At 68.4% G+C, this 24,754-nt stretch carries 26 protein-coding genes; 15 read left to right on the plus strand and 11 right to left on the minus strand.

Annotated elements, in window-relative coordinates:
- Window positions 1-10: 10 nt before the first annotated feature.
- A complete protein-coding gene (gene argF, locus ABL840_RS10495; RefSeq protein WP_093307028.1) occupies window positions 11-973 on the minus strand; it encodes an ornithine carbamoyltransferase in 963 nt (320 codons plus the stop codon).
- Entirely contained in the window at window positions 970-2,178 is a 1,209-nt protein-coding gene (locus ABL840_RS10500) for an aspartate aminotransferase family protein (RefSeq protein ID WP_093198616.1), read from the minus strand. The genes argF and ABL840_RS10500 overlap by 4 nt, the downstream gene beginning before the upstream one ends.
- A gap of 161 nt (window positions 2,179-2,339) precedes the next feature.
- Between ABL840_RS10500 and ABL840_RS10505 the strand changes: the two genes are divergently transcribed.
- The gene (locus tag ABL840_RS10505) at window positions 2,340-2,669 is read left to right on the plus strand and encodes a DUF3579 domain-containing protein (protein ID WP_093124243.1); all 330 of its coding nucleotides are present in this window, start codon (window positions 2,340-2,342) and stop codon (window positions 2,667-2,669) included.
- A gap of 166 nt (window positions 2,670-2,835) precedes the next feature.
- Here the strand turns inward: ABL840_RS10505 and rpsT are convergent, their stop codons facing one another.
- The gene (rpsT, locus tag ABL840_RS10510) at window positions 2,836-3,150 is read right to left on the minus strand and encodes a 30S ribosomal protein S20 (protein ID WP_019654625.1); all 315 of its coding nucleotides are present in this window, start codon (window positions 3,148-3,150) and stop codon (window positions 2,836-2,838) included.
- A gap of 118 nt (window positions 3,151-3,268) precedes the next feature.
- Between rpsT and murJ the strand changes: the two genes are divergently transcribed.
- The 7 genes from murJ (at window position 3,269) to ABL840_RS10545 (ending at window position 10,195) form a co-directional block, all read left to right on the plus strand.
- Window positions 3,269-4,822, plus strand: coding sequence for a murein biosynthesis integral membrane protein MurJ (gene murJ / locus ABL840_RS10515; protein WP_093198621.1), 1,554 nt, complete (start codon window positions 3,269-3,271; stop codon window positions 4,820-4,822).
- An 86-nt stretch (window positions 4,823-4,908) separates the two neighbouring features.
- Entirely contained in the window at window positions 4,909-5,760 is an 852-nt protein-coding gene (locus ABL840_RS10520; protein WP_093198623.1) for a SirB1 family protein, read from the plus strand.
- Between the two features lie 5 nt (window positions 5,761-5,765).
- The gene (locus tag ABL840_RS10525) at window positions 5,766-6,194 is read left to right on the plus strand and encodes a bleomycin resistance protein (protein WP_093307029.1); all 429 of its coding nucleotides are present in this window, start codon (window positions 5,766-5,768) and stop codon (window positions 6,192-6,194) included.
- 149 nt (window positions 6,195-6,343) lie between these two features.
- Window positions 6,344-6,775 carry a YciI family protein gene (locus ABL840_RS10530; RefSeq protein WP_093307030.1) on the plus strand — a complete coding sequence of 144 codons (432 nt, stop codon included), beginning with the start codon at window positions 6,344-6,346 and terminating at the stop codon, window positions 6,773-6,775.
- Window positions 6,776-6,812: 37 nt separating this feature from the next.
- Window positions 6,813-7,238: a YciI family protein gene (locus ABL840_RS10535; protein WP_093307031.1), complete on the plus strand. Its 426-nt coding sequence runs from the start codon at window positions 6,813-6,815 to the stop codon at window positions 7,236-7,238.
- The gene (locus tag ABL840_RS10540; RefSeq protein WP_093307032.1) at window positions 7,235-8,539 is read left to right on the plus strand and encodes an RNA polymerase sigma factor; all 1,305 of its coding nucleotides are present in this window, start codon (window positions 7,235-7,237) and stop codon (window positions 8,537-8,539) included. The genes ABL840_RS10535 and ABL840_RS10540 overlap by 4 nt, the downstream gene beginning before the upstream one ends.
- Window positions 8,540-8,587: 48 nt before the next feature.
- Window positions 8,588-10,195, plus strand: coding sequence for a M14 family metallopeptidase (locus tag ABL840_RS10545; RefSeq protein WP_093307033.1), 1,608 nt, complete (start codon window positions 8,588-8,590; stop codon window positions 10,193-10,195).
- Between the two features lie 6 nt (window positions 10,196-10,201).
- Here the strand turns inward: ABL840_RS10545 and ABL840_RS10550 are convergent, their stop codons facing one another.
- The 5 genes from ABL840_RS10550 to purM form a co-directional block, all read right to left on the minus strand.
- Complete coding sequence (locus tag ABL840_RS10550; protein ID WP_093307034.1) at window positions 10,202-11,203, minus strand: GlxA family transcriptional regulator; 1,002 nt, start codon at window positions 11,201-11,203, stop codon at window positions 10,202-10,204.
- Complete coding sequence (locus ABL840_RS10555) at window positions 11,167-11,796, minus strand: DJ-1/PfpI family protein (protein WP_093307106.1); 630 nt, start codon at window positions 11,794-11,796, stop codon at window positions 11,167-11,169. The genes ABL840_RS10550 and ABL840_RS10555 overlap by 37 nt, the downstream gene beginning before the upstream one ends.
- Window positions 11,797-11,801: 5 nt before the next feature.
- Entirely contained in the window at window positions 11,802-12,362 is a 561-nt protein-coding gene (locus ABL840_RS10560; RefSeq protein WP_093307035.1) for a cysteine hydrolase family protein, read from the minus strand.
- Between the two features lie 127 nt (window positions 12,363-12,489).
- A complete protein-coding gene (locus ABL840_RS10565; RefSeq protein WP_176947626.1) occupies window positions 12,490-13,581 on the minus strand; it encodes an AI-2E family transporter in 1,092 nt (363 codons plus the stop codon).
- Window positions 13,582-13,634: 53 nt separating this feature from the next.
- Window positions 13,635-14,675: a phosphoribosylformylglycinamidine cyclo-ligase gene (gene purM, locus ABL840_RS10570; RefSeq protein WP_093307036.1), complete on the minus strand. Its 1,041-nt coding sequence runs from the start codon at window positions 14,673-14,675 to the stop codon at window positions 13,635-13,637.
- 129 nt (window positions 14,676-14,804) lie between these two features.
- Here purM and hda point away from each other — a divergent pair, with 129 nt between their 5' ends.
- From hda to ABL840_RS10600, 6 genes are all read left to right on the plus strand, one after another.
- A complete protein-coding gene (hda, locus tag ABL840_RS10575; RefSeq protein ID WP_240652132.1) occupies window positions 14,805-15,491 on the plus strand; it encodes a DnaA regulatory inactivator Hda in 687 nt (228 codons plus the stop codon).
- Window positions 15,492-15,518: 27 nt separating this feature from the next.
- Entirely contained in the window at window positions 15,519-17,138 is a 1,620-nt protein-coding gene (gene pcnB / locus ABL840_RS10580) for a polynucleotide adenylyltransferase PcnB (RefSeq protein WP_093307037.1), read from the plus strand.
- Window positions 17,135-17,746 carry a 2-amino-4-hydroxy-6-hydroxymethyldihydropteridine diphosphokinase gene (gene folK / locus ABL840_RS10585; protein ID WP_338067624.1) on the plus strand — a complete coding sequence of 204 codons (612 nt, stop codon included), beginning with the start codon at window positions 17,135-17,137 and terminating at the stop codon, window positions 17,744-17,746. Before pcnB ends, folK begins: the two co-directional genes overlap by 4 nt.
- Before the next feature lie 125 nt (window positions 17,747-17,871).
- Window positions 17,872-18,516, plus strand: coding sequence for a DUF47 domain-containing protein (locus ABL840_RS10590; protein ID WP_093198661.1), 645 nt, complete (start codon window positions 17,872-17,874; stop codon window positions 18,514-18,516).
- Between the two features lie 14 nt (window positions 18,517-18,530).
- Window positions 18,531-19,541 (plus strand): inorganic phosphate transporter, encoded by a 1,011-nt coding sequence (locus ABL840_RS10595; protein ID WP_093198664.1) that lies wholly within the window; start codon window positions 18,531-18,533, stop codon window positions 19,539-19,541.
- A gap of 94 nt (window positions 19,542-19,635) precedes the next feature.
- Complete coding sequence (locus tag ABL840_RS10600) at window positions 19,636-20,592, plus strand: class I SAM-dependent methyltransferase (protein ID WP_093307038.1); 957 nt, start codon at window positions 19,636-19,638, stop codon at window positions 20,590-20,592.
- Here the strand turns inward: ABL840_RS10600 and ABL840_RS10605 are convergent.
- Window positions 20,580-22,214: a methyltransferase domain-containing protein gene (locus ABL840_RS10605; RefSeq protein WP_093307039.1), complete on the minus strand. Its 1,635-nt coding sequence runs from the start codon at window positions 22,212-22,214 to the stop codon at window positions 20,580-20,582. The genes ABL840_RS10600 and ABL840_RS10605 overlap by 13 nt on opposite strands.
- A 112-nt stretch (window positions 22,215-22,326) precedes the next feature.
- Here ABL840_RS10605 and ABL840_RS10610 point away from each other — a divergent pair, with 112 nt between their 5' ends.
- Window positions 22,327-23,643 (plus strand): rhamnan synthesis F family protein, encoded by a 1,317-nt coding sequence (locus ABL840_RS10610; RefSeq protein WP_176947627.1) that lies wholly within the window; start codon window positions 22,327-22,329, stop codon window positions 23,641-23,643.
- An 11-nt stretch (window positions 23,644-23,654) separates the two neighbouring features.
- Here ABL840_RS10610 and ABL840_RS10615 read toward each other — a convergent pair whose 3' ends face one another.
- Both ABL840_RS10615 and ABL840_RS10620 read right to left on the minus strand, forming a co-directional pair.
- Window positions 23,655-24,101, minus strand: coding sequence for a hypothetical protein (locus ABL840_RS10615; RefSeq protein WP_093198675.1), 447 nt, complete (start codon window positions 24,099-24,101; stop codon window positions 23,655-23,657).
- Entirely contained in the window at window positions 24,098-24,622 is a 525-nt protein-coding gene (locus ABL840_RS10620; RefSeq protein WP_093307041.1) for a GNAT family N-acetyltransferase, read from the minus strand. The genes ABL840_RS10615 and ABL840_RS10620 overlap by 4 nt, the downstream gene beginning before the upstream one ends.
- Window positions 24,623-24,754 lie beyond the last annotated feature (132 nt).

Raw genomic sequence — 24,754 nt, forward strand, 5'->3', positions numbered from 1 at the left:
GGTTTGTCGATCAGAGCCTGCCGAGGAGCAGGAACTCCATCAGGGCCTTCTGCGCGTGCAGGCGGTTCTCTGCCTCGTCCCATACCACCGACTGCGGGCCGTCGATGACCTCGGCCTGCACTTCCTCGCCGCGGTGGGCGGGCAGGCAGTGCATGAAGAGGGCGTCGGGCTGGGCCGCGCGCATCATTTCCTCGTCGACGCACCAGTCTGCAAAGGCCTTGCGGCGCGCCTCGTTCTCGGCCTCGTAGCCCATGCTGGTCCAGACGTCGGTGGTGACGAGGTCGGCGCCGCGGCAGGCTTCCATCGGGTCCTTGAAGACCTTGTAGCTGTCGCCCGAGCGGATGCCGGCGATCGACTGGTCCACCTCGTAGCCGCTGGGCGTGCTCACGTGCACCGTGAAGCCCAGGATCTCGGCCGCCTGCAGCCAGGTGTTGGCCATGTTGTTGCCGTCGCCGACCCAGGCGACCGTCTTCCCCTTCAGGCAGGAAAGCACGTCGCCTCCGGAACCGTGGGAACCGCGGTGCTCGATGTAGGTGAAGATGTCCGCCAGGATCTGGCAGGGGTGGAACTCGTTGGTCAGGCCGTTGATGACGGGCACGCGCGAATGCGCGGCGAAGGCGTCGATCTTGGTCTGCTCGTAGGTGCGGATCATCACCAGGTCGACCATGCGGCTGATGACCTTGGCGCTGTCCTCGATGGGCTCGGCGCGGCCGAGCTGGCTGTCGCCGGTGGTCAGGTGCACCACGCTGCCGCCGAGCTGGTACATGCCGGCCTCGAAGCTCACGCGGGTGCGCGTGCTGGCCTTCTCGAAGATCATGGCCAGCGTGCGGTCGACCAGCGGCTGGTGCTTTTCGTAGGTCTTGAACTTCTTCTTGATGATCGCCATGCGATCGAAGAGGTAGGCGTACTCGTCGGCGGTGAAGTCGGCGAACTGCAGGTAGTGCCGGATGGGGTTCGCGGTGGCGGTCGTCATTGGGGTGCGGGCTCCGACAGGAAGGCTTTGACGATGGGCGCGAGGATGGCGACGATCTCGTCGGCCTCGGCAATGCTCAGGATGAGCGGCGGCACGAGGCGGATCACCTTGTCGGCCGTCACGCTCAGCAGCAGGCCGGCGTCGCAGGCGCGGTTGAGGATCACGCCGCAGGGACGGTCGAGCTCGATGCCGATCATCAGGCCCTGGCCGCGGATTTCCTTCACGCCGGGCAGGCCGCCGAGTTCGCGCTCCAGCGCGGCCTTCAGGTGGGCGCCCACTGTGGCGGCGTTTTCGAGCAGCTTGTGCTCTTCCATGATGCGGATGGTTTCGACGCCGGCGCGCATGGCGAGCGGGTTGCCGCCGAAGGTGGTGCCGTGGTTGCCCGGGCCGAAGATGTTGGCGGCCTTGGGGCCGGCCACCACGGCGCCGATCGGCACGCCCGAGCCCAGGCCCTTGGCCAGCGGCATCACGTCGGGCTTGATGCCCGCCCACTGGTGGGCGAACCACTTGCCGGTGCGGCCCATGCCGCACTGCACCTCGTCGATCATCATGAGCCAGTCGCGCTCATCGCACAGCTGGCGCACCTGCTTGAGGTATTCCCAGCGCATCGGGTTGATGCCGCCTTCGCCCTGGATGGTTTCGAAGAACACGGCGACCACGTTCGGGTTGCCTTCGGTGGCCTTCTTCAGCGCCTCGATGTCGTTCAGCGGCACGCGAATGAAGCCCTCGACCAGCGGGCCGAAGCCGGCCTGCACCTTGGGATTGCCGGTGGCCGAGAGGGTGGCGATGCTGCGGCCGTGGAAGGCGGCTTCGTAGACGACGATCTCGGGGCGCTCGATTCCCTTGTCGTGGCCGTACTTGCGGGCCAGCTTCAGGGCGGCTTCGTTGGCCTCGAGGCCGGTACAGCAGAAGAAGGCGTTGGTGAGGCCCGAAATTTCGGTCAGCTTGGTGGCGAGCTGTTCCTGGCCGGTCACGTGGTAGTAGTTGGAGCTGTGGATCAGCTTGGTCAGCTGGTCCTGCAGGGCGGGCACCAGCTCGGGATGGTTGTGGCCCAGCGTGTTCACCGCGATGCCGCCGAGGCCGTCGAGGTAGGCCTTGCCCGCGGTGTCCCAGACTCGGCAACCCTGACCGTGCGACAGTGCGATCGGCAGGCGACCGTAGGTGTTCATGACGTGGGGCGAGGTGGGCTGGGCGGTAGCGCTCATTCGGGTTCTCCAGATAGGGAAGGCGGATTCTAGGCGCGCGGTTTGACGGCTTCGTTGAGGATTCCGCATTACAGCAATGCCCCATGTTCAGGATGCAAAAAGGGGCGCGGATAGAATCGCTTGCTGCACCGCAGCACCTGCTCCGGTCGCCTCATTCAACGATGATTTCCCCCACAGCCAAAGAAATCTTCATCCAGGGCATCACCAAGGATGGACGGACCTTTCGCCCCAGCGATTGGGCCGAGCGTCTGGCCGGCGTGATGTGTTCCTTCCGCCCGGGCGGCGCCTATCCGGGCAGCCACCTGAGCTATTCGCCCTGGTGCATCCCGACGACCATCAACGGCGTGAAGTGCGTGGTCGTGAACCGCGCCCTGCGCGACGCCGAACCGATGGCCTGGGACTTCTGCGTGAACTTCGCCAGGGACAACGACCTGCAGGTAGCCGAAGCCTGTCTCGTGCCCGACGCACCCATCCCCCCGAAAAAGGCCTGACAGGCCTTTTTCTTTGCCTGTCTGCCTGCTTTTTTGGCCCGGCGTCCGGGTTCAGGAAACGAACGGGCATGAAAAAACCGCCCGAAGGCGGTTTTTCACTTTGCTGCAGCGCACCCCGATCAAACGGCGGACCGGAGGATTCCGGTCCGGGCTTGCCTGACAGGTGTCAGGCGGCGGCCTTTGCAGGCGCGAGGGCGAGGGCCTTGACCTTGGCCGACAGGCGGCTCTTGTCGCGGGCGGCCTTGTTCTTGTGGAAGATGCCCTTGTCGGCGATCGCGTCGACGATGCTCTGGGCCTTCGCGAACAGTTCGCTTGCCTTGGTCTTGTCGCCAGCCAGAACAGCCTTTTCGACGTTCTTGACAGCGGTACGGTACTTGGAGCGCAGCGAGGTGTTCGCAGCGTTCAGCTTGGTGTCCTGGCGGACGCGCTTACGGCCGGAGGCGAGGCGCGGGTTCTTTTTCTTGGGCTTGGCGGATGCCATGATTTATGTCCTTAGGTGTCTGAGGATGATGCAGCAAAGCCCTCCATTATAGGCTGGGTCGGCTTTTCCGGCGAATCCGGCCGTTTCGGGCCTCCGGCGGGGCCTAAACTCGGCCCCCGTGTCCCTGCTCAAATCCGCCTCCACCGTCTCCCTGCTGACCCTCGCCTCGCGGATCACGGGCCTCGTTCGCGACGTGCTTTTCGCCTCGGTTTTCGGCGTCAGCGCGCTCACCGACGCCTTCAACGTCGCATTCCGCATTCCGAACCTGTTCCGGCGGGTCTTCGGCGAGGGGGCCTTCAGCCAGGCCTTCGTGCCGGTGCTGGCCGCCCGCAAGACCGAAGCGGGGGACGAGGGCGCCCGGCAGCTCATCGACCACGTCGCCACGCTGCTGACCTGGACGCTGGTGATCGTCTGCGTGGCCGGCGTGGCCGGCGCGCCGCTGCTGGTCTGGGCCATGGCCAGCGGGCTGCCCGGCTTCGACGCGGCGGTGGTCATGACGCGCTGGATGTTCCCGTACATCGGCTTCATGTCGCTGGTGGCGCTGGCGGGCGGCATCCTCAACACTTGGCGCAAGTTCGCGGTGCCGGCGGCGTCGCCGGTGCTGCTCAACGTGGCGCTGATCCTGTCGATCCTGGTCGGCGCGCCGCTTTTCCGGCACTGGGGCATCGAGCCGATCTATGCGCAGTGCGTGGGCGTCATGGCCGGCGGCGTGCTGCAGCTGGCCCTGCAGTTTCCCGCCCTGCGCAAGCTGGGGCTGCTGCCGCGCCTGGGCCTGAGCCTGCGGGCGCTGCGCACCGCCTGGACCGACCCGAACACGCGCAAGGTGCTCAAGCTGATGCTGCCGGCGCTGCTGGGCGTGAGCGTGGCGCAGATCTCGCTGCTCATCAACACGCAGATCGCCTCGCATCTCGCGGTGGGCAGCGTGACCTGGATCACCAATGCCGACCGGCTGATGGAGTTCCCGACCGCCATGCTCGGCGTGGCGCTGGGCGTGGTGCTGATGCCGCAGCTGGCCGGCGCCCGCGCCGCCAAGGACGACGCGCGCTATTCCTCGCTGCTCGACTGGGGCCTGCGCCTCGTGGTGCTGCTGTCGGCGCCCTGCGCCATCGCCTTGCTGCTGTTCGCGAAGCCGCTGGTGGCGGTGCTCTTCCACAACGGCGCCTACAGCGGCGAGGACGTGGGCCGGACCACCGTGGCGCTGATGGGCTACGGCGTCGGCCTCGTCGGCATCGTGGCCGTGAAGGTGCTCGCGCCGGGCTACTACGCCAAGCACGACACCCGCACGCCGATGCTGATCGCCGTGGGCGTGCTGGTGCTGACGCAGATCCTCAACGTGTTCCTGGTGCCGGTGCTGCAGCACGCGGCGCTCACGCTGACCATCGCCATCGGCGCGCTGGTCAATGCGGCGTGGCTGCTGGTCGGGCTGATCCGACGCGGCAGCTACAAGCCCGAGCCGGGGTGGGGCAGGTTCGCTCTGCAGGTGATCGCCGGCACGGCGGTGCTCGCGGGCCTGCTGGTGTGGGGCTCGGCGCATTTCGACTGGGTCGCCCTGCGCGAGCAGCGCTTGCTGCGCATCGGCCTGCTGGCCGCACTGGTCGCCGGCTCGGCGCTGCTCTACTTCGGCGTACTGGCGGCGGTCGGCGTTCGGCTGCGCAGCTTCGTCCGCCGCTGAAAGCTCGCGCCGGGGCGGTGGCGGCGCTCGCGCAATACGCGTGTGCCCTGCCTTGACGCTCCCTGAATGCTCCTCTACAAAGCCACATGACGTTCAGCTTTCAGGTTCCAACCGCCCTGGAGTATTTCGAATCGCTGGTCCGCAGCGACGACCAGTTTCCGCTGCTCGAGGCCGCCGCCAGCCTGGCCCAGGACGAATACCCCGACCTCGACGTGCAGCAGGTGCTGGGTGACGTCGACCAGCTCCTGGCCCGCCTCAAGCGCCGCCTGCCCGCCGACGCGGCGCCCCTGGCCCGGCTGCGCGCCCTGAACCAGTTCTTCTTCAACGACCTGAACTTCGGCGGCAACGTCAACGACTACTACGACCCCGACAACAGCTACCTGAACGCCGTGCTGCGCACCCGCCGCGGCATCCCGATCTCGCTGGCCGTGCTGTGGATGGAGCTGGCGCAGGGCCTGGGCCTGCAGGCGCGCGGCATCGGGTTTCCGGGGCACTTCATGCTCAAGGTGACGCTGCCCAAGGGGCAGGTGGTGATCGACCCGTTCACCGGCAAGTCGCTGTCGCGCGAGGAACTGAGCGAGCGGCTCGAGCCCTACAAGCGCGGCAACGGGCTGGTGGGCGACTTCGACGTGCCGCTGGGCCTGTACCTGCAGCCCGCCAGCTCGCGCGAGATCATCGCCCGCATGCTGCGCAACCTGAAGGAGGTGCATCACGCGCAGGAAGACTGGCAGCGTGTCATCGCCGTGCAGGACCGCCTCATCGCCCTCTTGCCCAGCGCCTGGGGCGAGTACCGCGACCGCGGCGTCGCGCATGCGGAGCAGGGCAACACGGCCCAGGCGGTGCGCGATCTCGAAACCTACCTCGCGAAGGCCGAGGACGCGCTCGACCTCGACGCGATCGCCGAGCGCGTCGCCACGCTGCGCCGCATGGCCAGCTGAATGAAATGAACACCCAGGCCGGCGTGAGCCCGGCGCCCGACCTGGGCACCCTGCATGAATTCCACGGCGTGCAGCCGGTGCTGCCGGTGTCGGACGTCACGCGCGCCGCGCGGTGGTTCCGCGACGTGCTGGGCTTCGAGCTCGACTTCATCGCCGGCGAGCCGCCCAGTTACGCCCGGGTGAAGAAGGGCGACCGCAGCTACGGCGACCCGGTCTACCTGCGGCTGTGGCAGTGCAATGCGCGCGAGGCGAAACCCTGGCGCGGCGAGATCGTGATCCACGTGGGCAAGGACATCGACGGCCTGCACGCCGCCTACGTGAAGCGCGGCGTGACGGTCATCGAGCCGCCGACGTCCCAGCCCTGGGGGCTGCGCGAATTCGCGATCCGCGAACCCGACGGCCATGTGCTGCGCTTCTGCGGCTACCTGCCGTGAATGCCGTGGCCGGGTCGAATTTCTGAAACACAAAATTACAAATGGATCGACGCAGCCGTGTCGATCCGACTTGCGCTCGTCCGACGTGTGAACAGGAGCAGGCAGATTTCGAAGCCGCTTCACCACCATCAACCTTCAGGAGAAACGACATGCGATTCATGATTCTGGTCAAGGCCAACGCCGATTCCGAAGCCGGCGTGATGCCCAACACCGAAATCCTCACCGCCATGGGCAAGTTCAACGAGGAACTGGTCAAGGCCGGCGTGCTGCTGGCGGGCGAGGGCCTGCACCCCAGCTCCAAGGGCGTGCGCGTGCGCTGCGAGGGCCCCACCAGGCGCACCGTCATCGACGGCCCCTTCGCCGAGACCAAGGAACTGCTGGCCGGCTTCTGGCTGTTCCAGTGCAAGTCGAAGGAGGAGGCCATCGAGTGGATCAAGCGCAGCCCTTTCCAGGAAGGCGAGATCGAGATCCGCCAGGTGTTCGAGGCTGCCGACTTCGGCGACTCCATGACGCCCGATCTCCTCGCCCAGGAAGACCGCCTGCGTGCCGAGACCGAGGCCCGTACCAAGGCCGCCGGCTGAGCCGCGGCCAGCACAACCGAACCCAAGGAGAACCGCCATGCGATTCATGCTGCTGATGATTCCCCACGGCTACGAAACCGCCGCGCCCGGCACCATCCCCGACGACGTCGAGGCGGTGTCGGCCATGATGGCCTATAACGAGTCGCTGCAGAAAGCCGGCGTGCTGATCAGCTGCGACGGCCTGCACCCGCCCTCGATGGGGGCGCGCGTGAGCTTCAAGGGCCGCAAGCCCAAGGTCGTCGACGGCCCCTTCGCCGAGGCCAAGGAAGTGCTGGGCGGCTTCTGGATCATCGACGTGCCCTCGCGCGCCGCCGCCATCGAATGGGCCAGCCGCTGCCCCGGCGGCGACAACGAGGTCATCGAGGTGCGCCAGATCCAGGAGATGGACGACTTCCCGGCCGACGTGCAGGCGGTGGCCGGCGAATTCACCTCGATGCAGACGGTGAAGAAGACGGATTCATGAGCCACGGCGGGGGCCGCGCGGACATCGCCGCCATCCACCGCACCATCGAGGCGGTGTGGCGCATCGAGTCCGCGAAGATCATCGCCACCGTCGCGCGCATGGTGCGCGACGTGGGCCTGGCCGAGGAGCTGGCCCAGGACGCGCTGGTCTCGGCCCTCGAGCAATGGAGCGAATCGGGCGTGCCCGACAACCCCGCGGCCTGGCTCACGGCGGTGGCCAAGCGCCGCGCCCTCGATCGCCTGCGCCATCTGCAGCTGGCCGAGCACAAGGCCGGCGAGATCGGCCGCGAGATCGACGCGCAGCACGAGATGGCGCAGGACGATTTCGCCGAGGCGGTCGATGCCGCGCTCGACGACGACATCGGCGACGACCTGCTGCGCCTGGTGTTCACCGCCTGCCATCCCGTGCTGTCGACCGAGGCCCGCGTGGCGCTCACGCTGCGGGTGATGGGCGGCCTGACCACAGACGAGATCGCGCGCGCCTTCCTCGTGCCCGAGGCGACGGTGGCGCAGCGCATCGTGCGTGCCAAGCGCACGCTGGCCGAAGCGCGCGTGCCCTTCGAGGTGCCGCGCCGGCATGAGCTCGAAGCGCGGCTTGCCTCGGTGCTGGAAGTGATCTATCTCGTCTTCAACGAGGGCTACTCGGCCACCGCCGGCGACGACTGGATGCGCCCCACGCTCTGCGAGGAAGCGCTGCGCCTGGGCCGCATCGTGGCCGAACTGGTGCCGAAGGAATCGGAAGTGCACGGGCTGGTGGCGCTGATGGAAATCCAGGCCTCGCGCACGGCCGCCCGCATGGGGCCCTCGGGCGAGCCGGTGCTGCTGCTGGAGCAGAACCGCGCGCGCTGGGACCAGATGCTCATCCGCCGCGGCCTCGCCGCGCTCGCGCGTGCCGAGTCGCTGGGCGGCGCGCTCGGCCCCTACGCGCTGCAAGCCGCCATCGCTGCCTGCCACGGCCGGGCACGCACCGCCGACGAAACCGACTGGGGCCGCATCGCCGCGCTGTACGACGCGCTGGCCGAGCTCACGCCGTCGCCCATCGTCGAGCTCAACCGCGCGGTGGCGCTGTCGATGGCCTTCGGTCCGGCGGCCGGGCTGGAGGTGGTCGACGCGCTGCTGGACGAGCCCTCGCTCAAGAGCTATCACCTGCTGCCGACCGTGCGCGGCGACCTGCTCTTCAAGCTGGGCCGCCGCGACGAGGCGCGCAGGGAGTTCGACCGCGCCGCGACGCTCACGCGCAACACCCGCGAGCGCGCGCTGCTGCTTGCACGCGCCAGGGCCTGTACCCAGCCGGCGAGCTGAACGGCATCTGAAGCATTCGAGGGCCGCGCGGGAGCAGAATGCGCAGCCATGCTGCGTTCCCCCTCCCTCCAGCGCCTGTGCGCCTCCGGCCTCGTCCTGCTGTCGGCCGTTCCGGCGCAGGCGCAATTCGATCCCTCCAAGGCATGGGTCGAACCGCCCGTTATTGCTGCACGCTTTCCCGATCCGCCGGTGAGCTACGCCACGCCGGGCTTTCGCGCCGGGCGCACCGACTTTCCCTCGCATGCCGAAGTGCTGGCCTTCTTGGACGGGCTGGCGCGCCAGTCGCCGAACGTGCGCATCGAGCGCCTGGGCCAGTCGCAGCAGGGGCGCGAGATGCTGCTGGTGGTGCTGGCGGAGCAGGGGCGCATCGATCCGGCCCGGCCGACCGTGATGGTGATCGGCCAGCAGCACGGGAACGAACCGGCGGGCGGCGAGGCGGTGCTGGCGCTCGCGCAGCAGTTCGCGACCGAACCGGGCTCGGCGCTGCTGAAGAAGGTCAATCTCGTATTGATTCCGCGCGGCAACCCTGACGGCGCCGAACGCTTCACCCGCGTCACCGCCAACGGCATCGACGTGAATCGCGACCACCTGTTGCTGCGCACGCCCGAGGCGCGCGTACTTGCGGCGGCCACCCTGCGCTACGCGCCGCAGGTGGTGCTCGACCTGCACGAGTTCACCGTCGGCGGCCGCTGGATCGACAAGTTCGGCGCCGTCATGAAGTACGACGGCCTGCTGCAGCCCGCCACCGTGGGCAATCTCGACGCCGCCATCGCCACCAGCGCGCAGCGCGACTACGTCGATGCCATCCAGGCCGCCTTCTCGCAGGCCGGATTGCAGGGCTTCAAGTACCACACCACCTCCGGCGGCAAGGCGGACGACCGCACCGTGTCGATGGGCGGCGTGCAGCCCGACACCGGCCGCAACGTGAGCGCGCTGCACCAGGCCGTGAGCCTGCTGCTCGAGGTGCGCGGCGTGGGGCTCGGGCGCGCGCACTTCGCGCGTCGCGTGCACACGCAGGTGCTGGCGGCCACCACGGTCATCGAGACGGCAGCGAAGCAGGGGCCGGCGCTGATGCAGCTTACCGCGCAGGCCGGCCAGCGCGCCAAGGCCGATGCCTGCCGTGGTGAGCTGGTGGTCGAGGCCTGGCAGACACCGACGCGGCAGCGGCTCGACTTCCTCGATGCCAAAACCGGCGAGGACAAGGCGGTCGACGTCGACTGGCGCGCCGCCGAGCCGCTGAAGATCGTCAATGCGCGGCCGCGCCCCTGCGGCTACCTGCTCGCTTCGAGCGAGACCGTGGCCGTGCAGCGGCTGCAGATGCTGGGCGTGCGCGTGGAGCGCATCGACAGCGCGGCGCCGTGGTCGGTGGAGCGCTACGAAATCCTCTCGCAGACCGACGGCCAGCGGCAGGATGCGCGCGGCGCCATCGAGGACGGCGAGGCCATCCGCAGCTTCCGGGTGCGGCTGCGCCATGGCCGCGCGGTGGTACAGCCGGGCAGCTTCTACGTGTCGCTGGCGCAGCCGCTGTCGCCGCTGGTCAGCGCGGCGCTGGAGCCCGATTCGCAGAACAGCTACGCGGCCAACCGGCTGCTGGAGGTCGGCGACGACAGGCTGCTGCGCGTGCCGGGGCCGGCGCCCGCGGGCGTCTGGCACTGAGCGGCGTCAGGCGCGGGAAGACGAACCCGCTTCCGAAGGCGATCCCGGCAGCCCGAACTGGTGCCATGCGCGGCGCAGCTGCGTGTCGGAGCCGAAGCCCGATTGCTCCGCCGCCCGCGTGACGCTTGCGCCCGAGGCCAGCGCCAGTTGCGCCGTCGCGAGCCGCAGCCGCCGCAGGTAGGCCAGCGGCGCGACGCCCGCGTGCTCGACAAAGAGCCGTGTGAGATGCCGCGCCGAGGTATGCGCCACCTCGGCCATGCGCGGCACGCTCCAGTCGGCCTGCGGCTGCTCGCTGACGGCGTCCTGCACGCGATGCAGCGCGGCATGCAGGTGGTTGCGGTAGGCGAGGAAGGGCGACAGCTCCGGGTCCTGCGGGCCGCGGCGCAGCGCCACCACCATGGTCTGCGCGACCTGCGCCGCGAGCGCTTCGCCGCACAGCCTGGCGATACGGTGGAGGATCAGGTCCACGCCGGTGGTCACGCCCGCGCTGCTGTAGAGCGGCGGATCGATCACGAACACGCGGTTGCTCACCACGTCGCAGCGCGGCTCCACTTCGCGCAGTTCGCCCAGGTGATGGTGATGCGTGGTGGCGCGCCGTCCCGCCAGCGCCCCGGCGTGCGCGGCCAGCACGGCGCCGGCGCAGACCGTCACCAGCTCCAGCCGGTCGCGCTCGAAGCGCAGGCCGCGCAGCCAGTGCAGCAGGTCCTGCGTCTCGGGGTTGTCGATGGCGATGGCGTCGCCGGGCAGGCCGACCAGCACGACCCAGCCGGGGCCGTCCCATGTGGTCGGCAGCGGCGAGAGTCCGGCCAGCGCCACGCCCACCGAGCCCATGGCTGTCGGCCGGGGGCTGGCGAACTCGATGGCGAAGCGCTCGGGCTGGCCCATGGCGCGCAGCCGCTGGTTGGCGATGCGCAGCGCCTCGGCCGGGCCGGCCCAGTCGAGCACCAAGCTGTCAGGCAGGAGGACGAAGACTACGCGGATGAGGGCTGGCTGGGGTTGCGGTTCCATTCGTAGTCCATCTGGCGCGCGGTGCGCTCGGCCAGCTCGCGCCCGGCCAGCCGCTCGACGAGGTGCAGGCTCATGTCGATGCCGGCGCTGATGCCCGCGGAGCTGACGATGTGGCCGTTGTCCACCCAGCGCACGCCCTCGCGCACGTCGAGCGAGGGGAAGCGTTCGCGCAGCTCGGCGATGTCTTCCCAGTGGGTGGTGACAGAGTCGTTCGTCACCACGCCGCTCTCGGCCAGCAGGAAGGCGCCGGTGCAGACCGAAGCGACGATCTTCGCGCCGGCTGCCTGATCGGCCATCCAGCGCAGCGTGTCGGGGCTGGCCATCGGCTCGTCGACCACGCCGCCGGGGACGATCAGCACGTCGGCAGCGGGGCTGTCGGCCAGCGTGTGGTTGGCCAGCAACTGCAAACCGGCGCGCGCCTGCACGGGCTGGCCGCGCTGCGCATGGGCCACCGAGGCGACATCGAACGGCGCCGCCGTGCCCGGCCGCATCCGCTGGCTGACCCGGCTCGCGGTGGTGAACACCTCGAAGGGGCCGGCGAAGTCCAGCGCCTCCACGCCGTCGAAGGCGAGGATCAGCACGCACAGGGTCATGCCGTTCACGCCACGGCCCGTTCGAGCGCCTGCGCCACGGTGCAGACGGTGGCGAAGCGGCCATGCAGCACGGCGGCGGTGCGGGCCTTGATGTCGGCGGCCGCGAGCGGGCTGCCGTCGGGGTGCTTCATGTCGAAGGTGAGGGTGGCGTCGGTGACGTAGTCGACCTCCCAGCCCAGGTCGGATGCGTGGCGGGTGGTGGTCTCGCAGCACTGCTCGGTGCGGATGCCGCTCACGATCAGCCGGCCGATGCCGTTCTGCGTGAGCCACACGTCCAGCCCGCTGTTGACCAGCGCGCTGTGGCGGTGCTTGGTGAAGGTGGCGGCCGCGTCGAAGGCGGCCAGGCCGCCGATGGGGCGCACGTGGCCCGACTCGACCGCGAAGGGGTTGCCGGCGTCGGAGGGCTCGTCGGTGTGGAAGACCCGCACGATCGGCAGGCCGGCGGCAGCGCAGCCTTCGATCAGCGCGTTCTGCGCGGCGAAGTACGGGGCCGCCTGGCTTTCGTTCCAGTAGGCGCGCTGGCGGAACGACTCCTGGGCGTCGATCACAATCAGACAGGTTTTCATGGCGGGGCTCGCGGGCGAGGGCGGAGTGGATGATGCCGCCTATTCTTCTGGCCCGCCAGCCGTCGGTCCGCTCACGGCCGGACCGGAATCGATCAGATTCGGACTTCGAGGGGCGGCAAAGGCCCCGTCAGACCAGCCGAGCCGCCTGCAGCTCTTTCTTCAGGTACGCGTAGTACAGCGGCGCCGCCACCAGCCCGGCCGGCCCGAACACCGCCTCGGCCACGAACATCACGGCCAGCAGTTCCCACACGCTCATCTGCGTGCGCGCGCCCACCACCTTGGCGTTGATGACGTACTCGGCCTTGTGGATCACGATCAGGAAGATCAGGCAGGCGGCAGCCGTGACCGGCGACACCGACAGCCCCACCAGCGTGATCACCGAGTTGCAGACCAGGTTGCCCACGATGGGCACCAGCCCCGCGAGGAAGGTGAGGGTGATGAGCGCCGGCGTGTAGGGCAGGTGCGCGTCCCACAGCGGCATGACGAAGAGCAGGAAGATGGCCGTCAGCAGCGTGTTGAAGGCCGCGATCCAGAACTGGGCCGCGACGATCTGGCCGAAGGCCTCGCCGAAGGTCTGCACGCGCTGGTGCAGCTGTTCGGCCAGCGGCAGGCGCCGCACCGGCGCATGCGCCACGGCGGCCAGGCCGCCGACGATCAGGCCCACGTACGAAAAGAGGATGCCGTGCAGCCAGGCGCGTCCGGCCACGGCCAGCGAGCCGGCCTGCGCGCGCAGGTAGTTGGCGATCACGCGCTGAACTTCGGCCGCGCCCTCGGGCAGGTAGACCGCGATCTCGACCGGCAGCTTGGAGCGCAGCTCCAGCACGGTGCGCGCCGTGTAGTCGAGCAGTTCGCGGTACTGGTCGGGCGCGTCGACGATGTATTCGCGGGCCTGCGACAGCCCCAGCGTGACCAGGGCGATGGGGGCCAGCAGCACCAGGGTGACGGCCAGCACGCCGGCCCAGCCGTCGGCGCTTCCGGGCCGTTTGGCCAGTGCCGGAATGCGCTGAAACCCTGAAGCCAGCAGGCGCGAGAACCAGCGCGTGACGAGGAAGCCGATGCACACGCACAGCAGGCCCGGCAGCAGGTGCTCCCACATCACCAGCAGCAGGGTTGCCAGCATCAGCAGGTAGCTGGCGATGGTCACGCCGCGCGAGGCCGCGGGGCGGATGGCGGGGGCCGTCGAAGCGGCTGTGGTGTCGGGCTGCGGCTTGTTGGCCATCCGGTGCGTCGCGTGCTCGGTTCGTCGGTGCTTGTGGACGGAGCCGCCGGCGTTCAGCCGACGACGACGGCCGCGCCTTCGCCGCGCTCGGCGATCGAGCCGATCTCGTACACCGTCTCGCCGGCGGCCCGCAGCGTGGCGGCGCAGGCGGCGGCTTCGGCCGCGTCGATGACGACCACCATGCCGATGCCGTTGTTGAAGGTGCGGTTCATCTCGATGTCGTCGATGCCGGCCACCTTCTGCAGCCAGGCGAACAGCTCGGTCTGCGGCCAGCTGCCCTTCTTGAGGTGGGCGGCGGTGCCTTCGGGCAGCACGCGCGGGATGTTCTCGAGCAGGCCGCCGCCGGTGATGTGGGCCAGCGCTTTGATCGGGTGCTTGCCCAGCGCCTCGAGCACCGGCTTCACGTAGAGGTGGGTGGGCTCCATCACGGCTTCGCGGAAGGGCTTGCCGTCGAGGGTGGCGGGCAGGTCGGAGCCTGCGCGCTCGATCACCTTGCGCACCAGGCTGAAGCCGTTGGAATGCACGCCGGCCGAGGCCAGGCCCAGCACCACGTCGCCGGGCTTGACGTTCTGGCCCGTGAGGATCTTCGACTTCTCGACCGCGCCGACCGCGAAGCCCGCCAGGTCGTATTCGCCGGCCGGGTACATGCCGGGCATTTCGGCGGTTTCGCCGCCGATCAGGGCGCAGCCCGAGAGCTCGCAGCCGCGGGCGATGCCGCCGACGACCGCCGCGGCGGTGTCCACGTCGAGCTTGCCGCAGGCGAAGTAGTCGAGGAAGAAGAGGGGCTCGGCGCCCTGCACCAGCACGTCGTTGACGCTCATGGCCACCAGGTCGATGCCGACCGTGTCGTGCATGTTCCATTCGAAGGCCAGCTTGAGCTTGGTGCCCACGCCGTCGGTGCCGCTCACCAGCACGGGTTCCTTGTAGCGCTTGGGCACCTCGAACAGCGCGCCGAAGCCGCCGATGCCGGCCAGCACGCCTTCGCGCAGGGTCTTCTTGGCCAGCGGCTTGATGCGGTCGACCAGGGCGTCGCCTGCATCGATGTCGACGCCGGCGTCCTTGTAGCTGAGCGGGGTGGGCGTGGAGGAAGTCATGGGTGGTCGAGGTCGGGAGGGACGCAAAGAGTGGGGGCGGAAGGGGCGCCGGTAACCATGGTGGCCGGGCCGATAGAATTCCTGATGATTTTAAGGGCCCTCGCGGCCCCCTCCATGAACCTTCCCGGGATGAAACAGCTCGCGCTCGATATCGGCATTGCGACGGGCCCCAGCTTCGACGCCTTTTTTGCCGGCCCCAACGAGGCGGCGCTGCGCCACCTGCAAGTGTGGGTGGGCAGTGCCGGCAGCCCCGCGCTGCACTCGCCGGTGCCCACCTACCTGTGGGGCGACGGCGGCAGCGGCAAGACCCATCTGCTCGAATCGGTGCGCGTCGCACTGGGCGAGCAGGGCGCCAGCGTGGGCTGGCTGCACGCCGGCCTGCTGGAGCCCCCCGAGTTCGACGAGCGCTGGGGCGCCGTCCTGCTCGACGACGTGCACCTCTACACCGCCGTGCAGCAGCACGCGGCCTTCAACTGGTTCGTCAACGCCCAGACGCTGCAGCGCGGCGTGGTCGCCGCCGGCGCATTGCCGCCGGCCGACCTGCCGCTGCGCGAGGACCTGCGCACCCGCCTCGGCTGGGGCCACGTGTTCCACATGCAGGTGCTCAGCGAAAGCGAACGCCGCGCGGTGCTGCGCCAGGCGGCCGACGCGCGCGGCGTGATGCTGTCGGACGACGTGCTCGACTACATGCTGCACCGCTTCAGCCGCGACCTCGGCAGCCTGATGGAGCTGCTCACGCAGCTCGACGGCTACGCCCTGCAGACGCAACGCGCGATCACCATTCCGCTGATCCGCTCCATGCTCGAGAACGAATAAAAGAGCGAACAAGGCTTCCAACCAACAATGATCAAGAAATTCATCGACAAGCTGCTCGGCAAGGGTGCCGGCGGCACGCAGGGCAAGAGCCGTTTCGGCAAGCGCCAGGAGGTGCCGGCCGAAGTCCACGGGATCGATCCGGCCCTGGTCGACGAACGTGCGAAGAACGTGGTCACCACGCTGCAGCAGGCCGGCTACGAGGCCTACGTGGTGGGCGGCGCGGTGCGCGACCTGCTGCTGGGCCTGCGCCCCAAGGACTTCGACGTGGCCACCAACGCCACGCCGGAGCAGGTGAAGTCGCTGTTCCGCCGCGCCTTCATCATCGGGCGGCGCTTCCGCATCGTGCACGTGGTGTACGGCCGCGGACGCGAGCACGAGGTGATCGAGGTCTCGACCTTCCGCGCCTACATGGACAACGCCGCGGCCGAGCAGGTGGCGGGCAACGAGCGCACCAGCAAGGGCGAGCTCGCGAGCATGAAGCACGCGGTGGACGCCAGCGGCCGCGTGCTGCGCGACAACGTCTGGGGCCCGCAGGAAGAAGACGCCGCCCGTCGCGACTTCACCGTGAACGCCATGTACTACGACCCGGCCAACCAGGTCGTCGTGGACTATCACAACGGCATCAAGGACGCCCAGAAGCTCACGCTGCGCATGATCGGCGACCCGGCCACGCGCTACCGCGAAGACCCGGTGCGCATCATCCGGGCCATCCGCTTCTCGGCCAAGCTCGCTGCGCTGGGCTTCAAGCTCGAGGCAAAGACGGCCGCTCCGCTGGTCGAGTCGACCAAGCTGCTGGCCGACGTGCCGCAGAGCCGCCTGTTCGACGAGATGCTCAAGCTGCTGCAGACCGGCCACGCCATCGCGACGGTCGAGCAGCTGAAGAAGCTCGGCCTGGCCCGCGGCATCTATCCGCTGCTCGACGTGGTGGTGGAGCGCGCCGACCAGCCCTTCGTGAAGGCCGCCCTGCAGGACACCGACCGCCGCGTGAGCGAGGGCAAGCCGGTGGCGCCCAGCTTCCTGCTGGCCTGCGTGCTGTGGGCCGACGTGCGCGACGGCTGGGCCCAGCGCCAGGAAGGCCGCAACGGCCAGCGCCCGCAGCCGCCGTTCCCGGCGCTGCAGGATGCCATCGACGACGTGTTCAACGCCCGCATCGGCGACGTGTCGGGTCGCGGCAAGCTGGCCGCCGACATGCGCGAGATCTGGATGATGCAGCCGCGCTTCGACAAGCGCACCGGCTCCACGCCCTACAGCCTGGTCGAGCAGGCGCGTTTCCGCGCGGCCTTCGACTTCATGCGCCTGCGCGCCGACGTGGGCGAGGTGGGCGAGGCCATCGCCGAGTGGTGGCAGGAGTTCAGCACCTCCGACGACGCCCGCCGTACCGACCTGCTGGAGCAGGTGCGCGAGGAGCAGAAGGTGCGCCAGCGCGTGCGGGTGCGCGAGACGCCCCAGTCCCCGAAGCCGCCGAAGCCTCATGGGGAGCCGGCAGGGCGCCGCGCCGCGGATCCGGGCCGGAACGACGATGTCGAGGTCGAGACCCTGGCCGTGCCGCCAGACGGCGAAGCCATGGCGCCGCGCAAGCGCCGGCGCCGCCGCAAGCCGCGTCCAGGAGGTGGTGGTGAGGGCGGCGGGAGCGCCGCAGACGCATGAACAAGCCTGATCGGCCCAAGGGCGACGGCAGGAAGAGCGGCCCGCGGCCCGCTCCGGCAGGCAAGCGCGCGGCACCCGCGAAGCGGGCCCAGGCCCGGCCTTCCGGAGGCGGCCAGGCCATGCGCCGTTCGAAGGAGGACTACCCGACCGTGCAGGCCTTCGTGGCCATCGGCGCCAACCTGGGCGACGCCCAGGCGGCGGTGAAGGCGGCCATGGACGCCATCGGCACCATCGAGCGCACCGTGGTCACCGCGCGTTCGTCGCTCTACCGCAGCGCGCCCGTCGAATCTTCGGGGCCCGACTACATCAATGCCGTCGTGGCGGTGCGGACCGGCCTGACCGCGGAGGCTTTTCTTTCCGAGCTGCAGCTGCTCGAGGACCAGGCCGGGCGCGAGCGGCCTTTTCCCAATGCACCGCGCACGCTCGACCTCGACCTGCTGATGCACGGCAACACGGTCAAGGACACGCCCAAGCTGAGCCTGCCGCACCCCCGCATGCGGGAGCGGGCCTTCGTGCTCAAGCCGCTGGCCGAGATCGCTCCCGACAAGGTGCCGCGCGCGGCGCTGGCGCGGGTTTCAGGCCAGGTCATCGAACGCATCCGCGGCTGACCGGCGGCGGGGCGGGAGCCCGGCCCGCCGGCCCGGCTTCGCCCTCCCATTACACTTGCACGGTTTTTCATCACCCTGTCACGCGGATGTGGCAGGCAAGTTCCGAGATCCCAGGAGAGCGCCACATGTTCGGCAAGCTGCTGCCCCGCGAGGGGAATTTTTTTGAGATGTTCAACCAGCACGCCGAGCGCATCGTCGAGGCGGCGCGGGCGTTCGAGCAACTGGTGACTAATTACAGCGACGTGCACCTGCGCGAGCAGTACAACCGCGACGTCGACAACGCCGAGCGCGCTGCCGACCGCGTGACGCACGACGTCAACCGGCTGATCCACAAGACCTTCATCACCCCCATCGACCGCGAGCAGATCCACAAGCTCATCAACACGATGGATGACGTGGCCGACCTGATCCAGGACTCGGCCGAGACCATGGCGCTGTACGACGTGCGCCACATGACCGACGAGATCGTGCGCCTCACCTCCCTGAGCGTGAAGTGCTGCGACCGCCTGAAGGACGCCGTCAAGTTCCTGGGCCGCATCGCCGACCCGGCCGTGGCCGAGGCCACGCTGAAGACCTGCGAGGAAATCGACCGCCTCGAGTCGGACGCCGACCGCGTGATGCGCAGCGCCATGAGCAAGCTGTTCCGCGAGGAGCCCGATGTGCGCGAGGTGATCAAGCTGAAGGCGATCTACGAGCTGCTCGAGACGATCACCGACAAGTGCGAGGACGTGGCCAACGTGATCGAGGGCATCGTCCTCGAGAATTCGTAAGCGGGCAGCGACCGATGGCAACGGTTCAGGTCGCCCTCTGGGTGGTTGTGGTGCTGGTCGCTCTGGCGATCCTGTTCGACTTCATGAACGGATTCCACGACGCCGCCAATTCGATCGCGACGGTGGTGTCCACCGGGGTTCTCAGGCCGGGGCAGGCCGTGGTCTTCGCGGCCTTCTTCAACCTGATCGCGATCTTCATCTTTCATCTGAGCGTGGCTGCCACGGTGGGCAAGGGCATCGCCCAGCCCGGGGTGGTCGACGTGCACGTGGTGTTCGGCGCTCTCGTGGGCGCCATCAGCTGGAACCTCGTGACCTGGTACTACGGCATCCCGAGCAGTTCGTCGCACGCGCTGATCGGCGGCATCGTGGGCGCAGTGATCGCCAAGACCGGCACCAGCGGGCTCGTGGCCTCGGGCATCTGGAAGACGGTGGCCTTCATCTTCGTCTCGCCGGTGCTGGGCTTCCTGCTCGGGTCGCTGATGATGGTCCTGGTGGCCTGGGGCTTCCGCCGCGCCACGCCCTCGCGCGTGGACCGCTGGTTCCGCCGGCTGCAACTGGTCTCGGCCGGCGCCTACAGCCTGGGCCACGGCGGCAACGACGCGCAGAAGACCATCGGCATCATCTGGATGCTGCTGATCGCGACGGGTTACGCCTCCTCCAGCGACGCGACGCCCCCGAACTGGGTCATCGTGAGCTGCTACGCCGCGATCGCGCTGGGCACCATGTTCGGCGGCTGGCGCATCGTGAAGACGATGGGCCAGAAGATCACCAAGCTCAAGCCCGTGGGCGGCTTCTGCGCCGAGACGGGCGGGGCGCTGACGCTGTTCCTGGCCACCGCGCTGGGCATTCCGGTGTCGACCACGCACACCATCACCGGCGCCATCGTCGGCGTCGGCTCCGCGCAGCGCGCGAGCGCGGTGCGCTGGGGCGTGGCGGGGAACATCGTGTGGGCCTGGATCTTCACGATTCCGGCTTCGGCGTTCGTGGCGGCGATTGCTTATTGGGTTAGCTGGCAGATCTTCTGAGCCGGCTTTCGTGTCCGGGGCGGCGCCTGAATCAGCGATGGCATACTGCAACAAATTGTCAGTTTCCGAGCCGATTCATTCGTGAGGCGACCGCATGCGCCATCTTGCGCCCGAGAAATCAACAACCGGAATCGCGTGCGCGGTAGAGCGCTACTCGTTCTTCCACGAGACCGTGCACCTCACCGGCCATGCGCTGGGAGACCAGGACGACGTGGCGAGCGTGGCGCTGGTGCTCGGTGATGGCCGGACTTTCCCGATCGCGCAACACCGGTTGCCGAGTCCGGACCTGACACGGCGCTACGGCCAACGCGCCAGCGCATGCCGCTTCGACGAGCTGCTGCGGGTCGGGGCGGACACCCAGTCCCTGTGGCCCGCATCGGTGGTGCTTACCCTGGCCGACGGCCGGACGCACACTGCGTCGATCGATCCCGTCGTCGAGGAGCCCTCCCTCGCACTGATGCAGCGCTTCTTCGGAATGCTCGCTCAGAGGCCGCCGGGCCACATGCTGGAGATCGGGTCGCGCATGCGGACGGGCGCGCTCTACACGGGCCACCTTCCGCCAGGCTGGCGGTACACGGGGCTCGACGTGATGGAGGGCCCGAACGTCGACGTGGTCGGCGACGCTCATCAGCTCAGCCGGCTGCTGCCGCTGCAGGAGTTCGATGCCGCCATGTCCTTCGTGGTCTTCGAACATCTGCTGATGCCCTGGAAGGTGGTGCTCGAGATGAACCGTGTCATGCGCGTCGGCGGGCTCGGCCTGGTAATGGCGCCGCAGACCTGGCCGCTGCACGAGGAGCCGTGCGACTACTTCCGTTTCTCCAGGCATGCATGGAAGGCGCTGTTCAACCGCGCGACCGGCTTCGAGATCATCGAGGCGGTGCATGGAACCATGGCGTACGTGGTGCCGCACAACTTCTCGCCGGGGGCCAACTTCGGCGAACTTCACACCGTGGCGCTGATGTCCTGCGTGCTCTTTCGAAAGGTCGGCGAGACCACGCTCGACTGGCCGGTCGAGATGGACGAGATCGCCGAGGACGTCTACCCCTTCTGAATCGCCGTCCGGCGCGCCAGGATCGACAGCGCCGGTCCGGCCGGATGGCCGGCTTCCTCGTGCTGGATGTCGATGCGGTCGAAGCCCAGCATGCCGAGCGCGAGAAGCAGGTCTTCGCGCTCCATCCACAGCGGCTCGGCCGCGGCGCTGCCGCAGAAGCGAACGTCGGTGACGGGGCCGTAGGGGCGTCGGTGCAGCCGAACCGTCTCGTCGCGCCAGCGTTTCTCGAGCGTGCCGGTGAGCGCGGCGCGACGCGGATCGTCGACCGGCATGGCCGTGGCGTCGACGACGTGCGTCCACAGGAACAGCGTGTCGGTCCGGGCGGCCAGCAACTCGAGCAGCCGCAGCGGATCGGCCATGTGATAGAGCACGCCGCTGGCCACGATCAGCGGCCACCGGCGCGCGTCGGATTCGAGAAAGGCGCAGAAATCGCCGAGCAGGAAGCGCGCGTCGCGCAGCCCCATGACTTCCTTGGCGACCAGGCAGCGCAGGTAGGCGTCCTTGTTGGCTTCGATGGCCAGCACCGATCGGGCGCCGGCGTCGAGCAGGAAGCCCGTGTGACTTGCCTCGAGCGGTCCGAGCTCGAGCACGTCGAGGCCCTTCACGCCATCGGTCATCTCCACCAGCCATTTCAGGCGGATGTCGTCGTGCAGCGCCACGTTGCCGGCCTGCAGCCTCGAGTCGGCCGGAAACGCCGAAACCCATCTGCCCTTGAACAGGTCCACGGCATGCTGCGGATGGGGCATCTCGTTGACGTAGCCGAGTTCCACGTCGATGGTCGCGGAGGGCGTGACGGCAGGCGCTGCCGCATGCACGCCGCCGCGCGCCGCTTCCAGGATGGCTTCGCGCGCCAGCGCGCTGCGCTCGGGGATCGGTCCGGCGCCGCCGCGTGACAGCGTGATCATGAATTCGCAGTCCACGCTCTCGTGGAAGAAAACCTCGCCCATCGAGATCAAACCCATGGTGCGCAGGTCGGCAAGGATCAGCCGCATGCTCGCGGGCGTGAACACCCAGGCATGGCAGTCGACGTAGTCGGAGCCTTTGTTCACGGCGTTCGCATAGCCAGCGAGCGGCGTGCTGGCGAAGGCGATGTGGCCGCCGCCGCTGTCGCCCCAGACCTGAACGCCGTCGCGTGCCGCATTGGAGGCGTAGTGGTCGTACAGCGCACCGGCGTCATGGCGGCGCTGCTCGCTCAGGTAGGCCCGCAGCAACTGCCCGGTCGTGCTGACCGGGCGCAGGTAGTCGAAGGTGAACCGGCGATCGGGAATCAGCAGCACCAGGCGGCCTTTTTCGCCGAGCGCGCGTTCGCAGCGCTGCAGGAAATGGATCGGGTCGGGCAGATGCTCGAAGACGTGGCTGGCGAGGATGAAGTCGAAAGAGTCGCCTTCCTCGAGCAACTGCGTGAATTCCCCGCCGTCGTCGATGGCGTCGACCGGCTCGATCCTACGGGTATCGACGCCCATGGCCCCGTACTTGGCGCGCAACTGGTCCTGGTCGGCGTGGTCGATCACGAACACGTCGTAGCCCTCCGACTTGGGAAGGATCGGCGCATAGGAAGCGCCGATCTCGATGCCCTTGTCTGTCTTGGACGTGGTCTGACGGATGTGGCTGCGGAAATCCATGGGGCGACTTGTCTGGAATAGGGCACCGGATCGGGGGAGCAGCTCGCGCCCCGGCAGCAGGGCTATAAACTGTGAAACAAATGTTAACCGAGGATTACCGGAAGGAGATTCCATGAGGGGACTGCTCAGGATGCTTCGTGCGATGGCGACCCGCCTCGCGTACCACTCCTACTGCACGGCGACCAAGATCCGCCAGTGGCCCCTGATCCTCCGCGAGCGCCGGCCGGCCTTTCTTTCGGACGAGTCGCAGCGACCGGCCCGGGGCGACGTCTATGCCATCGTCGTCAAGTACGCCAAGTTCGGCCTGGCGCCCGACTTCCTCGACCTGCTGCAGTCGCTGGAGGCTGGCGGAGTCAATGCCATCGTGGTGTGCAACGGAAAGCTCGATGCGGCCTCCCATGCGCTGCTGCTGCGCAGCGCACACCGGGTGCTGGTCCGCAGGAACGTGGGCCGGGACATGGGGGCTTACAGGGCGGCCACCCTGTACCTCGGCGAGCAGGGTTTGGAGCCCGGGCGGATGCTCTACCTGAACGACAGCATCTTCTTCCTCAAGAGCAAGGAGCTCGACGACCTGGTCGAAGCGCTGTGCCAGAGACGATTCGATGTGACCGGTGCTTTCGAGAACCATGAGAAATCGCACCATGTCGGCTCCTATGCGCTGGCGGTGTCGGGCAAGGTCTTCTCGGATCCCGACATCCAGCGGTTCTGGCAGCGCTACCGCCCCTATGACCTGCGACCCCATGCGATCCTGCATGGCGAGGTTGCCCTGTCCGCCTGCCTCAAGCAGGGCGGCTACAGCATCGACGTCATCTACGGCGCCGAGAAGCTGGTGCACCAGCTGAATGCGCTCGATCTCCGTGGGCTGATCGCCCTAACCCAGGTCATGCGGCCGGCATTCAGGCTGCAGCCGCTGGACGGGCTGATGGCGCAGTCGATGGCTGCGCTACGGCTGGTCGAGCCCTTGTCGGTTTCCAGCCAGGCCAGGCCGGCCGCGGCTGCTGCAGCGGTCGAGCCCGTCGCCCCCGTTCTCACTGCGTCGGGCACGCCGACGCTGGCCAGCTACCGGGCGAGGCGGGCACAGCTGGCCCAGCAGGCGCCACCGCCTCCCCCGGCTCCCGTCGACGACCAGTCGTTCAAGGTGGCGGAGGCGCTGGCGCGCCGCGCGCTGGTCGATCGGATCATGATGGAGGTGACACAGGGCAGCCAGATTCACCTTGGCTTCGGACTCTTTCGCACGCTGATGCGTTGCCCGATCGTCAAGAAGGACTTGATCGCGCGCGACATCTATTTCGAGCACGACTGCGAAATGATCCTGCAGGACGTCGAAAGCGAAATGCGCTCGATGATCGTGCGCGAGATGGTGAACCGGGGGCGGCCGATATTCGCGCAGGGGCGCCTGCGGTTCCTGCTCGACCACGGCCTGGTGTAGGCCGCGCCGCGCTACTGCGAGATCTTCCGCCCCTCTTCGATCTGGTGCTCGAAGTACCGCTGGAAGCTGAACACGATGCTGGCCATCAGGATCGTGCTGCCGAAGAAGAGGGCCAGCACGACGGCGCCGATGGTGAACCAGTTGGTGCGGCCGGGTTCGGCGTCGGCCGGTGCGCTGGCGTTGAAGCGGGCGTTCCACTTCTCGGGCGTCATGAGGCCGTAGACGATGGCCATCAGCGCGCAGCCTGCGATGGTGAAGCCCAGCAGGGGAATCAGCGCCCAACTCAGGCCGTCGTCCACGCCGTACATGCGCACGCGCTCGATGCCGTAGACGCCCAGTGCCGTGGGAATGGGCAGCAGCCAGCCGAGCCAGTCGCCCATGCCGCGCAGATAGAAGCGATGCAGCCCGAGCGGGCCTCCGAGGAGGGAAAGCCAGGCGGCGAAGGTCTTGTTTTTCATTCGGGTCTGGTGGTGCTGCCTTCGCCGAGCACCTTTTCCATCAATACGACGTCACGCCATTCGCCGAACTTCCAGCCGCAGTCCTTCAGCACGCCGACGTGCGTGAAGCCCTGGCTGCGATGCACGCCGATGGAGCCTGCGTTGGCCGAGTCGCCGATCACCGCGATCAGCTTGCGCACGCCCGCTGCCTCGGCCGCCTGCGACAGCGCGGCCAGCAGCTTGGCGCCCAGACCCTTGCCGCGTGCTGACTCCGCCACGTAGATCGAGTCTTCGGCCGAAAAGCGGTAGGCCGGGCGGGGCTTGAACCAGTTGCAGTAGGCAAAACCCAACACTTTTCCGTCTTCCTCGGCAACCAAGTACGGCAGGTTCCTGGCCAGCACGTCCGCGCGGCGGGCGGCCATGTCGGTGGGGGAGGGAGGTTCCGTCTCGAAGGTGCCGGTGCCGTGCAGCACGTGGTGGGCGTAGATGGCCGTGACGGCTGCGATATCTTCTTCGCGGCTGGGGCGGATGGCGAGGGGCATGCGGGTGAAATGGACGGCGCGAAGCCGGAATTCGGAGAAAAACGCGGGTCGGGCTATAATCGCGGGCTTTTCAGCGTGTCGCTGGCCGGGTGGCCAGTCGCGTGTCTCGACGCTGGAAGAACATTGTGAGCG

Origin of the sequence: Variovorax sp. NFACC27, assembly GCF_048301545.1 — a bacterium.
GTDB classification, from domain to species: Bacteria; Pseudomonadota; Gammaproteobacteria; order Burkholderiales; family Burkholderiaceae_C; genus Variovorax; species Variovorax gossypii.

Bases quoted from the DNA above. Each gene is read 5' to 3' on its own strand.
- argF (WP_093307028.1), bottom strand. From the start codon at position 973: ATGACGACCGCCACCGCGAACCCCATCCGGCACTACCTGCAGTTCGCC.
- ABL840_RS10500 (WP_093198616.1), bottom strand. From the start codon at position 2,178: ATGAGCGCTACCGCCCAGCCCACCTCGCCCCACGTCATGAACACCTAC.
- ABL840_RS10505 (WP_093124243.1), top strand. From the start codon at position 2,340: ATGATTTCCCCCACAGCCAAAGAAATCTTCATCCAGGGCATCACCAAG.
- rpsT (WP_019654625.1), bottom strand. From the start codon at position 3,150: ATGGCATCCGCCAAGCCCAAGAAAAAGAACCCGCGCCTCGCCTCCGGC.
- ABL840_RS10520 (WP_093198623.1), top strand. From the start codon at position 4,909: ATGACGTTCAGCTTTCAGGTTCCAACCGCCCTGGAGTATTTCGAATCG.
- ABL840_RS10525 (WP_093307029.1), top strand. From the start codon at position 5,766: ATGAACACCCAGGCCGGCGTGAGCCCGGCGCCCGACCTGGGCACCCTG.
- ABL840_RS10530 (WP_093307030.1), top strand. From the start codon at position 6,344: ATGCGATTCATGATTCTGGTCAAGGCCAACGCCGATTCCGAAGCCGGC.
- ABL840_RS10535 (WP_093307031.1), top strand. From the start codon at position 6,813: ATGCGATTCATGCTGCTGATGATTCCCCACGGCTACGAAACCGCCGCG.
- ABL840_RS10540 (WP_093307032.1), top strand. From the start codon at position 7,235: ATGAGCCACGGCGGGGGCCGCGCGGACATCGCCGCCATCCACCGCACC.
- ABL840_RS10545 (WP_093307033.1), top strand. From the start codon at position 8,588: ATGCTGCGTTCCCCCTCCCTCCAGCGCCTGTGCGCCTCCGGCCTCGTC.
- ABL840_RS10550 (WP_093307034.1), bottom strand. From the start codon at position 11,203: ATGGAACCGCAACCCCAGCCAGCCCTCATCCGCGTAGTCTTCGTCCTC.
- ABL840_RS10555 (WP_093307106.1), bottom strand. From the start codon at position 11,796: ATGACCCTGTGCGTGCTGATCCTCGCCTTCGACGGCGTGGAGGCGCTG.
- ABL840_RS10560 (WP_093307035.1), bottom strand. From the start codon at position 12,362: ATGAAAACCTGTCTGATTGTGATCGACGCCCAGGAGTCGTTCCGCCAG.
- ABL840_RS10565 (WP_176947626.1), bottom strand. From the start codon at position 13,581: ATGGCCAACAAGCCGCAGCCCGACACCACAGCCGCTTCGACGGCCCCC.
- purM (WP_093307036.1), bottom strand. From the start codon at position 14,675: ATGACTTCCTCCACGCCCACCCCGCTCAGCTACAAGGACGCCGGCGTC.
- hda (WP_240652132.1), top strand. From the start codon at position 14,805: ATGAAACAGCTCGCGCTCGATATCGGCATTGCGACGGGCCCCAGCTTC.
- pcnB (WP_093307037.1), top strand. From the start codon at position 15,519: ATGATCAAGAAATTCATCGACAAGCTGCTCGGCAAGGGTGCCGGCGGC.
- folK (WP_338067624.1), top strand. From the start codon at position 17,135: ATGAACAAGCCTGATCGGCCCAAGGGCGACGGCAGGAAGAGCGGCCCG.
- ABL840_RS10590 (WP_093198661.1), top strand. From the start codon at position 17,872: ATGTTCGGCAAGCTGCTGCCCCGCGAGGGGAATTTTTTTGAGATGTTC.
- ABL840_RS10595 (WP_093198664.1), top strand. From the start codon at position 18,531: ATGGCAACGGTTCAGGTCGCCCTCTGGGTGGTTGTGGTGCTGGTCGCT.
- ABL840_RS10600 (WP_093307038.1), top strand. From the start codon at position 19,636: ATGCGCCATCTTGCGCCCGAGAAATCAACAACCGGAATCGCGTGCGCG.
- ABL840_RS10605 (WP_093307039.1), bottom strand. From the start codon at position 22,214: ATGGATTTCCGCAGCCACATCCGTCAGACCACGTCCAAGACAGACAAG.
- ABL840_RS10610 (WP_176947627.1), top strand. From the start codon at position 22,327: ATGAGGGGACTGCTCAGGATGCTTCGTGCGATGGCGACCCGCCTCGCG.
- ABL840_RS10615 (WP_093198675.1), bottom strand. From the start codon at position 24,101: ATGAAAAACAAGACCTTCGCCGCCTGGCTTTCCCTCCTCGGAGGCCCG.
- ABL840_RS10620 (WP_093307041.1), bottom strand. From the start codon at position 24,622: ATGCCCCTCGCCATCCGCCCCAGCCGCGAAGAAGATATCGCAGCCGTC.